General features: G+C 39.0%; 7 protein-coding genes. 2 read left to right on the top strand and 5 right to left on the bottom strand.

All coding sequences use genetic code 11. The annotated features are described in order from the left end of the window. Positions 1-66 precede the first annotated feature (66 nt). The 3 genes from B9A18_RS18820 to B9A18_RS18810 are packed head-to-tail and all read right to left on the bottom strand — an operon-like array spanning position 67 to position 6,139. Complete coding sequence (locus B9A18_RS18820) at positions 67-1,269, bottom strand: glycoside hydrolase family 88 protein (RefSeq protein ID WP_084291148.1); 1,203 nt, start codon at positions 1,267-1,269, stop codon at positions 67-69. A 57-nt stretch (positions 1,270-1,326) separates the two neighbouring features. Continuing rightward, entirely contained in the window at positions 1,327-3,048 is a 1,722-nt protein-coding gene (locus B9A18_RS18815) for a RagB/SusD family nutrient uptake outer membrane protein (protein ID WP_084291147.1), read from the bottom strand. A 10-nt stretch (positions 3,049-3,058) separates the two neighbouring features. Further along, positions 3,059-6,139 (bottom strand): SusC/RagA family TonB-linked outer membrane protein, encoded by a 3,081-nt coding sequence (locus B9A18_RS18810; protein ID WP_159452692.1) that lies wholly within the window; start codon positions 6,137-6,139, stop codon positions 3,059-3,061. 392 nt (positions 6,140-6,531) lie between these two features. Here B9A18_RS18810 and B9A18_RS18805 point away from each other — a divergent pair, with 392 nt between their 5' ends. Continuing rightward, on the top strand, positions 6,532-7,419 hold the full coding sequence (locus tag B9A18_RS18805) for an AraC family transcriptional regulator (protein ID WP_159452691.1): 888 nt from the start codon (positions 6,532-6,534) through the stop codon (positions 7,417-7,419). A gap of 60 nt (positions 7,420-7,479) precedes the next feature. On the opposite strand, the gene B9A18_RS18800 is transcribed toward B9A18_RS18805, so the two are convergent. Beyond that, the gene (locus tag B9A18_RS18800; RefSeq protein WP_084291088.1) at positions 7,480-8,817 is read right to left on the bottom strand and encodes an alpha-L-fucosidase; all 1,338 of its coding nucleotides are present in this window, start codon (positions 8,815-8,817) and stop codon (positions 7,480-7,482) included. Positions 8,818-9,047: 230 nt separating this feature from the next. Between B9A18_RS18800 and B9A18_RS18795 the strand changes: the two genes are divergently transcribed. Continuing rightward, positions 9,048-11,417 (top strand): TonB-dependent receptor, encoded by a 2,370-nt coding sequence (locus B9A18_RS18795; RefSeq protein ID WP_084291087.1) that lies wholly within the window; start codon positions 9,048-9,050, stop codon positions 11,415-11,417. Positions 11,418-11,516: 99 nt separating this feature from the next. On the opposite strand, the gene B9A18_RS18790 is transcribed toward B9A18_RS18795, so the two are convergent. Continuing rightward, the gene (locus tag B9A18_RS18790; protein ID WP_084291086.1) at positions 11,517-12,350 is read right to left on the bottom strand and encodes a DUF6929 family protein; all 834 of its coding nucleotides are present in this window, start codon (positions 12,348-12,350) and stop codon (positions 11,517-11,519) included. Positions 12,351-12,371: the final 21 nt, after the last annotated feature.

The raw sequence follows: 12,371 nt of genomic DNA, 5'->3' as shown, positions 1-12,371 counted from the left end.
TTAAATTGAAGATATATCCTTTTTTACAGAAAAAAATAGACTATCAAATAAAAATAATGGACTAAACTACTTGATGTTTAATACCCATCGCTGATAGCGCTGCATTGCCTCAAGGAAATAATAATCTGCGTAAGTAAGGGTTGTATTAATTTCTGAGTTGAAAGGTAGATTGCCGACTGAATGCTTAAGCAGATAACCACCATTTTTACCAGGTTTTGCGCTGTATTTTTCCGAAGACAGTGAACGAATAATTTTTTCTGCTCGACTGATATAGCCTTTACCTTCTTTTTTGTTTACATATTGCGCCAGCTCTAACAAGGCTGAGGCATTGATTGCAGCGGAAGAGGCGTCACGGAAAGTGTCTGGAATACCAGGTGCATTAAAATCCCAATAAGGCACCAGGTCGGCAGGCAGATTGTGGTGCGTAAAAATAAAGCTGGCAATTTTCTTTGCCTGATCAAGATAGCGCTTATCCCTGGTAAAGCGGTACATCATAGTAAAACCATAAAATCCCCAGGATTGTCCGCGGCTCCAGGCCGATTCATCAGCCGCCCCCTGCCAGGTCAGTTTACGAATAAGCTTGGATGAAACAGGATCATAATCCAATACATGATAGGAACTGCCATCGGGCCTGAAATGACGTTCCAGGGTGCTGTTGGCATGGGCAAGCGAAATCTCCTTTAATTTAGAATCGCCGCCTTGCTGGGCCACCCACATCAGCAACTCCAGATTCATCATATTGTCGATAATAACCGGACATTTTAACTTGTCGTTACTATCCCAGGATTGAATGGATTGAATATTTGGCCGGTATCGTGTAGACAGCGATAAGGCAGCTGTATCAATAGTAGTTTTATAAGCAGGATTTCCGGTAATCCGATAAGCCGTACCAAAGCTGCAATACATCATAAAACCAAGGTCATGATTACCAGTATAGTGTTTTTCCTTCTCCAAAATTGCCAATTTCTTTTCTGCTTCCTTAAGGATGGCCTCATCCTTGGTATATTCATAAATGAGCATCAAAGAGCCGGGATAAAAGCCACTGCACCACCATTGGGTATTGCTATTACCCCACTTATTTTTTTGCGGATCATAATACCTTGGCATTTGGTCTGCAGGCACCTTTTTTGCCAACAACTTATACTGACTGGCCGCCAGCTGCATATTTTCTGCAATTAACGACTTCATGGGTTGCTGAGCACTGGTCTTAGTCCCGAAGAAAGCAATCGTTAAAAATAGCAATACACTATATCTATATTTTGTTTCCATAGAAAAACTATTATTAAGATGCCTGTCCTTTACAGGAACAGACATCTTGAGTATTAATTAATAACCCTCGTTATTCAATAAAACTGCACCTTTATTAGCTTCAATTTCCTTGCGTGGAATAGGCAATTTGGCCACACGGGCTGGAGCAACCAGTCCATTGTCTTTCAAGTAACCGTTATACTTGTTCAGATATTCCACAAGCTTACCGGTTCGCATCAGTGTATTTAATCTAAATTCCTCTCCGTACAATTCTCTGGCTCTTTCGTCTAGTATCAAATCCATATTTACATCACCTTCTGCTACCGAGGTTGCATTTGCTCTGCCGCGAACCGCATTTATATCAGCTGCTGCAGCGGTAAGATCACCTTTCAGCATATTAGCTTCAGCCCTTAACAAATAGGTTTCAGCCAAACGCATAATGTACCAGTCTTTCCAGTTACGTCCGTTATCATTTTTACGTTTGCTCGAAGCATCTGTTGCCAGGCCCACTGGAACGGGTCTTATAAATTTCTTAAAATGAGGTGTTAATCTTGGCTCCCATAAAGCAAGCGTTGAAGCATCCACATTACTTTTGGTAATCGCCTGCCCATAATAAGCACTGGCCGGATTAGTAAAATAATAGGTACGTTGAATGTTGTATTCTGAATTACGTAAATCCCTGCTAAAATTACCTTTGTATTTCCAAATCACACTATCGGCATAACCCGATACAATTAACGAAGCTACCGGCCTGCCGCTTAATGTATCCATTAACCAGTTAGATACATTGTTTTTATCCTTGGCCTGCCATGGAATAGGCCCCCACCATCTGTCCATTACAAAGAAACCTCCCTGTGCATGTACATCGATATTATCCCCTCCTTTTATGGTAGGATCCTGAGATACATTCCAGATGGCTTCTTTGTTACCTTCTTTCCAGTTCATATTTCCTTCCTGGAACAGGTCCCAATACACATCACCCCATGGTAAGCCAGCCCCCCGGTAATCATAACCGGAAAACTTAAAGCCTGTACTCAGGCCAAACCGGCTGGTCATCAGGTTGCATTTTCCACCTGAGATTACTGCAGTAGCTGCAGTAATAGCCGCGGGATAATCTTTTAAACAAATATTAATCTCCGATAATAAATGATAAGCTGCCTCCCTGGGTGCCCTGCCGCCCTTTACCTGGTCAATGGCAGGCATATACTGCACAGCAAATTCCAAATCGGCTTTACATTGCTGGTACACTTCTAACTGCTTAGATTTTGTATAATCAAATTTTGGCACCCTGGTTTCTTTCAGTACCAATGGTACATCACCCCACATATTGGCTAAAAACCGGTAGGCAAAGGCCCGCAAAAATTTTGCTTCGCCAACGATAGCATTTTTTTCCGCGTCAGAAGTCCATTTTGCTTCTGAGGCATCGGCCCTGTCAATAATTGTATTCGACTGTGCGATAAGCGCATACAAGCGTGGCCACCATTTGCCCGCAAACCCATTATCTGAATTCATGGTAGCCCATCCAAAATACTGTACTTTGGTAGCTGATGCATTTGATTCAACATGGGTCAGATCAACATCAAGACCAAGCATATCATAGTTAGAGTACGCATCAGTTGCAGCATAAAAATTAGATCTGATACTTAGGTAGCTATTCGCTAGTGCTGATTCAAACTGAGCCTTATTGGTATATGAATTTTCAGGTGTGTAAAAATCCAACGGCTCCTCCGTTAAGGGTTTTTTGCAGGAGCTTGCAACAAATGTTGCGAATATAATGGAGTAGAAAAATATCTTTTTCATGATCATTTGCTTAAAAATTTACATTAATGTTCATAGAAACAGTCCTGAGCGAAGGAATGGAGGACACTGTAAGTCCGTTACCTGTAGCTGCATCCAGACCAATCCAATGAGGAGCATAAGTAGCAAGATTGTCGGCGCTGAGAGCAATATTTAACCCATTGACACCATATTTTTTCACATGTTTGGATGCATCATAACTTACTGCAACTTTCTGCAGACGTATAAAGCTCCTGTCATAATATTTTGGTGCTTTGGCAATCGCTTTATCTTTATAGCTGGGTCTGGGAAACTCGGCACCCGGATTTTCAGGTGTCCAATAATCATATATAGGATGGTTCATATCGGCTCTGTTCGCATAAGCATCGTCCCATGGGGTATTACCTCCGTTGATAAAATAACCATTACCGCCCCAAATGGAATTTAAGTAAACCATCATCGAAAGATTACCATAGCTGAAAGTGTTGGTTAAGCTCCACCGGAAATTGGCATTGGTGTTCCCCATAAATACACGGTCAGCGTCGGACGTAATTTTCCCATCACCATTTACATCCTCCAGCTTATAATGCCCTGGCAGGAAACCAGCCATGATCGTTCCATTGTCTTTATCTTCCTGTTGCCACATACCGGTAACTTTATAGCCATACACTACCGACAAAGGCTTTCCTATAAATTGGTTAGAACCCACAATATCATCCTCTTTACCATCACCATCACGGTCTCCTAAAAGATGTTGCCATTTATTCCTGTTTAGCGAAAAAGCTGCTTCCGTTCTCCAACTGAATTTCCTGCCGGTCACATTTAAAGACCGCAGGTTTAGTTCCAGTCCCTTGTTACGGAGTTCACCTGCATTAGCTAGAATACCGGAAAAACCAGAAGCTCCGGGAAGATTTAAATTGAAGGCCAGGTTATTGGTTCTTGTCATATAACCATCTATTGAACCGGCTAGCCTGCTGTTTAAAATTGCAAAATCAATTCCGGCGTTCAGTCCTGTAGTGGATTCCCAAACCAAGTCATCATTACCTATCGTACTAACCCCCTGGGTATAGGTATAACTACCATCTCCCTGATAGTAATAATAGCCATTTGAAATCTTGGATAAGGTACTGTATGAAGCAATTGATTGATTACCATTTGTGCCGTAAGAGGCCCTTAATGCCAAAGCATTAATTACCGGAATACTTTTCATAAATTTTTCCTCTATGATATTCCAGTTCATACCAACTGATACAAAATCGCCATACTTGTGATTGGCTGAAAAAGCAGAAAAACCATCATGACGGACCGTACCGGTTACAGAGTACTTACTGTTATAAGAATAAGTAAGCCTTGCCATCTGACCGATATTTGTACTTTCTGATGCAGAGGTAGATACATTTTGAATGGATCCGGCCTGTAAACGATTCATTCCTAACTGGTCGTTATCAAAACCACTTGCTGAGACGCCCATTCCGGAGAATGTTTTCTTCTGATCTGAATGCAGCAATGTCAAATCTACGTTATGTATACCCCCAAAAGTGTGGTTATACTTTATCAGATGATCCAGAAGTGTGCTGTTTGCAGTGGAATAATTTCTTGATCCTTTACCCTTAGGTGCCAAACCTTCATAAGTATCTAAACCGTAGAATGAACCGTTTTCATTTCCATTGAGGGTTTTCGAATACGTGGCAGTATAGGTCAGTCCCTTAACCCAGGGCACTTTAATGGTACCATTAAAGATGGCGTTTAAGTTATTGGTTTTGTTTTCAGCTTCCGTTGCCCTCACAAGAAATGGATTGATAAACGAGGTCGTTGTTTGAGGATACATATTATAAGTGCCATCAGCGTTATACAAATTAGCATAAGGACTGAATAGATAAGGACTGCTTGAGCCGCTGCCCACACCATAGATTCGTGCGTCCGGATAGTTCCTGTGACTATAGTAAGATCTAACGCCTAATGTGAGCCAGTTAGTGACATTGGATTCCAGGTTTAAACGAACGGAATAGTGCTTAAAGGCATCATTAATGATCACACCTTGCTGATCAGTCATGTTACCTGATACAAAATAGCTCATTTTATCGGTCCGCTGTGAAATGCTGAGGCCAGTATTCACATTTCTTCCTGTCTGGCTGAACACACTATATGGATCAACTAAAGTTGGAGCATGGTCGGGCGTGGCGTCATAATTTTTCTTCTCTCCAACCTGCAGGTAATTAGGCGCTTGTTCAAAGGTAATATTGGTGCCATTGTCTCTAATCACATCATACACGTGACGCATATAACCAGGTGCATCATATACCTTTAATGGCTGCAGTTCACTTATGGTACCGTAGCTTGATTGAAACTCAAACTTAGGTTTGCCGTTTATACTACCACCCTTTTTTGATTCTATCAAAATTACACCGTTTGCCGAACGGGCGCCGTATATCGCAGCGGCACTTGCATCTTTCAAAATTGTGGCACTTTCAATATCAGAGGGAGAAATATCAGCCATTGACCCTTCGAAAATAGTACCGTCCAGAATAATCAATGGGCTGTTTCCGGCTGCCGAAGTATTCGTCCCCCTAATGGTAACACCCGGTACACCACCGGCGGTATTGGCTTCACCTACATTCAGACCGGCTACAGTACCTTTTAGTACTTCCAAAATGTTATTTACCGGAACTTTGTCGTACGTTTTTAAATCAGCAGTTACAACAGCACCTGTAACGGCATGTTTTTTCTGTGTGCCATAGCCAACTACAACAACTTCATTTAAATCGTTAGTATCTTCATTTAAAGTTACATTAATAACTTTCTTATCATTTTCGGCCTTACCTACTGTAATTTCCTGCTTAACATAGCTCAGAAACTGAAATATAAGCACAGCATTCTCAGAAGGCACATTAATAGTATAATTACCGTTTACATCGGAAACAGTACCTCCGCTAACTCCTTTAGTAGTTATGCTTACTCCAACCATAGGTGCGCCCTTTTGATCGACAACTTTACCGGAAACCCTGATGGGTGCCACGGTCCTTGTATTTTTCTCTCTTAGTATAATCTTTCCAGTCTTGGCTTCGGCACTAGCCTGAAGATTTGATGTGGCCATTAAAATGAGCGATAAGCTCATGACCAACATAATTTTATTTTTTATACAGGAGGCCCTGTATAAACTAATTCCGTAACATTTCATACATTTAATATTTGGTTCTTTGGTATAAGTAATGTTCTTTAAAATCTCAATCGTAAGCTTTTTCCATGCTTAATTTTTTAAAGCTTTAGGTGTAATAGTTACTTCATATGCTAATTCTCCTTTCTTTTAAAAAGCAATAATATATTCTGCATTTACCTCATCTGATTTTAGAGGTATAGGTTGAGTCAGCCTCCGCGATTTAGTTTTATTTTGTATTATCCTCTTGCTTATCAAATTTAAATGAGAATTGAACATATAAAAATGGACGAATGTTTCTTTTTAATGGATTATTTTCTTATAATAGTGTTTTATCCAATTGTTTATTACTGATGACAAAGAAGAAAGAAGGTTTTACAGGACAAAGGGCTATTGTACTGCCTTTAAAAGCGGTAGAAAAAATTAACCAAACACTTGTTAATAATTTGTTATATCCGACAGATCTTGGTTATTACCCGAAAGCAGAATTTCATTATCGTCACCGGAAGAATGGTGCTCAGCAACATATTCTTATCTATTGTATTGCCGGAAATGGCTGGTGTAAAATAAAAGACAAAGAATTTGTTATACAGGCAAATGAATTCCTGGTTATTCCACAAGGCACTCCACATGCTTATGGCTCAAATGAAAAAAATCCCTGGACTATATACTGGATGCATTTTAAAGGGAGTACTTCAGATCCAATGGCCGAAGAATTGTTTCAAAAGGTTTTGATGCAAACAAATAAAGTCGCATTTAGTGATGAGCGTATTAAGTTATTTGATTCCATTTATGACAATCTGGAACAAGGGTATGGAAAGCATACCGCTGGCTATGCGAGTATCTTATCATGGCATTTTCTAGGTTCTTTTTTATATGATGACCGATTTTCTCCGATTCCTACACAGAAAAGTAATGATGTAACAGAAAAAGCAATCGAGTATATGCACAATCATATAAAGGAAAGGATTATATTAAAACAGTTGTGCTCCTATCTTGGTGTTTCTTTATCGCATTTTTCATTATTATTCAAACAAAAAACAGGGTATGCACCTATCGAATATTGTATTTATCTAAAAATTCAAAAAGCATGTCAATTATTGCAATTTTCGTTGTTACGAATTAATGAAATAGCAGTAGAGGTTGGAATTAATGATCAATATTATTTTTCAAGATTGTTTACTGATACTATGGGGGTTCCCCCAAAACAATATCGGAAAAACTCCTCCATTGGTAAATAAAAAAGGGTAACATAAACTCAGCTTATGTTACCCTTCTTACATCCTCCGGAATACTGTTCCTTATCTGGAATTACTTATTGGATTTTGTATTTTTAATACCCATGCATATTTACAAGGCAGCTCGGCTGGTAATTTTACAGTAAAGCTTCCATTGTTTTTTCTCCAGGTTAATGGCTTATCTACACCCAGCATATAGATTTTTGATCCTTCCTTTGGCTGTATTGAAGACAGTTTCAACTCATTTTGATCATACTTATTAAAGATGGCATAAGTTGTTTTACCATCCATGCTCTGTGTAAAACGGATATTATCGCCTTCTTTATAATTTGCTAAACCTTTAGTTGCATAAATAGATTGCCTGTTTACACCAAGCCACTTACCGATTTCGTCTAATCGCTCAACACTTGGTTCAGGAATCTCTCCTTCAGCATTAGGACCAACGTTTAACAGGTAGTTACCACCTTTTGCTGCTACATCAACAAGGTTATCGATAAGTGTTTGTGATGATTTCCATTTGTGGTCATTTTTAACAAATCCCCAGCTTTGATTAAGCGTCATGCAGCTTTCCCAATATTCCTGAGAATTCGTTTTTAGAATTTCCTGTTCTGGCGTACCGAAATCTCCTGCAGCATTTGCATACTTATTCATGCCTTCCATGCCTCCTCTGGCTTTGCCGATACGGTTGTTTATTAATAGTGATGGTTTTAGGTTACGCAGGTAATTGTAAAGCTCTTTACCCTGGTCTTCAGTCCATTCAGCAATCCATTCTCCATCAAACCATAATATTGCAGGATCGTATTTTTTAATCAGCTCTGCTAACTGAGGCTTTAAATACTCCTCTCTGTATTTAGAGAATTCCGGCTGCACCTCTGGTTTTTGCTTTGGATTAGCATTGGGATGGTGCCAGTCCATAATAGAATGGTACAAACCAAACTTAATGCCACCAGCTTTACAGGCATCTGATAATTCTTTTAAAATATCTCTTTTAAATGGCGTTGCATCCATAATATCGTATGTGGTTACCTTACTATCCCACATACTAAAACCATCATGATGCTTTGATGTGATGACGATATATTTAGCTCCTGCAGCTTTGGCGATACTCACCCACTTTTTAGCATCGAATTTTTGCGGATCAAACTGTTGAGCATATTTTTCATATTCAGGTGTTGGGATCTTATGGGTTTCCATAATCCATTCTGCACCACCACCCTTTCCGTTATATTCTCCGGCAGGAACGGCATACAATCCCCAGTGAATAAACATACCGAATGTTCCATCTTCCCACCATTGCATTCGCTGGATTTTGGCAGATTTTGATTCTTCTAAATAGTTCTTTTGGGCAAATACGGAACAGGATAACGCTAATCCTGCCATAAACAAACCTATCTTTTTCATATGTGTTTAATTTTTATAATTTGGTTAAAACAAAGAAAGGAGTAAATGACATTTACAATTCTACTATAATGTCAATTCATTAAGTAATATTGGCATATAGGATGTATTTTCTATTATGATCAAATAACACCCTTGTTTTAATTTTATGAGCATATAAAGAATTTTAGGACAATCGCTGTTTTTATTTGTATTCAATCCAAATAAGATTAGTTTTGCTGAAATTTTAAAGTATGAAGCAACTAATACTATTATTTACGTTATTCCTTTGTGCACTAACAGGCAAGGCGCAAACCACCGGAACAATTACCGGACAGGTGACAGATCGTGCTGGTAATCCCATACAAGGTGCAACGGTTCATATCAGCAAAACAAATAAAAAAGCACTCGCAGATTCTGTTGGGAAATTTATATTGTCCAATCTGATCGGGGGTGACTATTCCTTAAAGATCACTTCGGTGTCCTTTGAACCAGTAGAAATGAAGATTCGGATTGATTCTTCTGAAACCAGGGAGCTGAAAGTTTCATTGTTTCCGGCCTCAAATTCATTTTTAAATGAAATTGTGGTGACCTCAAGAAAAAAAGAACAATTAAAGGAGGATCTTACTTCTTCGGTAACGATTGTGAATTCGAAAGCTATCCAGGATCTTCAGACTGTTAATAATAACGCTAGTGATATCCTTGCCATTGCCGTTCCCGGATTGGCTTTGTCATCTGGATCAAGTAGTAACTGGGGCCAAACACTTCGGGGAAGACAAATTCTGGTTTTGGTAGATGGTGTTCCTCAGACTACGCCCTTAAGAAACGGATCGGTGGACATGAGGACAATAGACCCTTATGTTATAGAAAGAATTGAAGTCATCAAAGGCGCTACCTCAATCTATGGCAATGGAGCTTCTGGAGGTATGATCAATTATATTACTAAAAGTAATCAAAACTACAGCTCAAAAATTTCATCAAAAACAGAACTTGTGTCAACAGGATCTCTGTTAAATACCCAAGGAACCGTTGGAGGAAGAATTTACCAATCTTTATATGGAAAAATTAAAAAAATCGATTATACAGCCAGTGGCAGTTATGAAAAAACAGGTAAAGTAAAGGATGCCGATGGGGATGTTTTAGGGCCAACTTACGGATTGAGCAATAATAAAGTTTATAATGGTTTTGCGAAATTGGGCTATCAGCTGGCTGATGATCAGCGTATCCAGCTGAGTTATAATTTCTTCAAAAGTCTTGAACAAACCAATCTTGCAGAAGTTATGGGCTCAATTAAAGATGGTCGAAAAACGCTTGCAGTTGATGGCACAACACCCGGTACAGAACCTGGGACCCGATGGAATCACAATGCCCAGCTAAAATATTCCAATGACGATTTTTTTGCAGGGACAGGACTAAATGTAAGTGCATATCTGCAGGATGTCAGTACTGTGTTCTTTTATAGTCCTCAGTTTGAGGGTGGTGGGCAATCTACGATTCGCTCTTCAAAAAAAGGGCTTCGTTTAGATTTTCACACTCCTTTTAGGCTAAAAGGAGCTGTAGATGCAGATTTAACCTATGGTGTCGATCTGCTAAATGATGTGACCTCGCAACCCCTGTTAGATGGAAGAACCTGGGTGCCTAAAATGAATATGGGGAATGCCGGACCCTTTGCGCAGCTGAATGCAACGATTTTTGGAGATTTTGCTTTTAACGGAGGACTAAGATATGAGAGTATCAAAATAGGAGTCGAAGATTATACTACGCTTAAGCCGTATAACGCCAGTACTAAAACTTTTGGGACAAGTATTGATGTAAAAGGTGGGGATTTGAAATATGGTAACCTTGTTTTCAATAGTGGTTTGCGTTATAAAAAATACAATTTCTTTAAACCCTACGTTAACTTTTCTCAGGGATTCTCAGTGGCAGATGTTGGTCTTGTACTCAGGGCAGCCAAGGTTAATGACATTTCTTTAATTCAGACAGAAGCGGTTATAGTGAACAACTATGAAGCCGGTTTCAGTACTGAATTTGACTTTCTACGCATAGAGGGTGCTGCATATATCAGTAAATCGAACCTTGGATCTAGTTTTGTTGAGCAAAATGGCTTTTATATCAACGTTCGGCAGCCTGAAAGAGTATATGGTTATGAGCTTTCTGCTGATGTGTATGCGACAAAAGAGTTGATGGTTGGTGCATCTTACAGTTATGTAGATGGCAAAAGAGATGGGAATCAGAATGGTAAGTACAACGATGCAGAGGATACTTACCTGGGTGGAGACAGAATATCGCCTTCAAAATTTACAACCTATGTGAAGTACAGCAGCCCATCTAAAAAACTAAATATCCGTACTGATCTTATTGCCTCAGGCGAAAGAAACAGATTTAGTCCAAACCCAACTACAGGGGTATATAAAACTTACGAGGGTAGTGTAAAACCTTATCAGCTTATTAACTTATCTTCTTCCTATAAAGTAAATTCTATGATCGGTGTAAAGCTTGGTATAGAAAATCTTTTGAACAAAGATTACTTTCCAGCGCGTTCTTTATGGCCAAGCATGGATCAATATTATGTTAAGGGCAGAGGAACAAATGTTACACTTGGCTTAGTTGTAGATCTAAAATAGCTTCAGAAAACAGAATTTTAAATTTGATGAGAAATAGGAAAATCCCGGAGCATTAAATGTGCTCCGGGATTTTTTTAATCCATTGCGCTGTTCATCAAATTAAGGCTTAAGCTTCAATAGATAAATATCTGCCCCCAACTTATCGCTATCATTATCTTCGCATAACAAGAATGATAGTTCGTTCTCTGAGTTATGCTGTAAAGTCAGCCCCTCAAATTTATGCCGGTCTGAAATTTCCTTTGTGAATACTACTTTCATTGTTTTGACATCTATACAGCCTATGATACTTCCTAAAACTTCACCGTCATTGTAGGTAGAATTCGTATTTTCCGCTGCTCCTAAAAAGTAAAGCTTATCCCCCACTTCAATGGCATCAGTAAAACTGACCTGGCACCCTCTAATTTCAGGGAGCTTGAATTCAGTAAATGTAATGTTAGCATTTCCGTTTAAATCCTCACCATGAACAATAAAAACAATATTTCTTCCTGAGTTTCCATTCCCACGATTAAAGAAATACCAGGAATCTCCGGTATGAACTACTCCTTCTATATTAAAGTTTTCTGCGTTCAACCCAGCTAACACCTGCATGCTTTTGTATAATGCAGATAAATCAAGCACTGAAACTCTTTCTTTATTGGCCGAATTTAACTGAACCATTTTTGTTCGGTTCTCTGTAGACCCGGATCCAAAAAGATAAAATGAATCTCCATAAAAAGCAAGTGCTTCAAAATCTGGCTTGACCTTCTTCGTTATATTTTCAGTCGGGTATTCACTAAGCGCATAACGTTTTAAAGCTGACGATTTGAGTTCATATTCATAGAAATAAGAACTATTATCACCAATCACATAAAGCGAATTGTCCTTTAAAAATAAACCAGATGCAGAACCTATTCCTATAATGTGAAATAACAATTCAATTGTTAACCTATTCATCCTTAAAAAGCTCCATCGTTA

Origin of the sequence: Pedobacter nyackensis, assembly GCF_900176505.1 — a bacterium.
Lineage (GTDB): Bacteria > Bacteroidota > Bacteroidia > Sphingobacteriales > Sphingobacteriaceae > Pedobacter > Pedobacter nyackensis.
The sequence above is the reverse complement of the archived record's forward strand: the minus strand, read 5'-3'. Positions and strand labels throughout refer to the sequence as shown.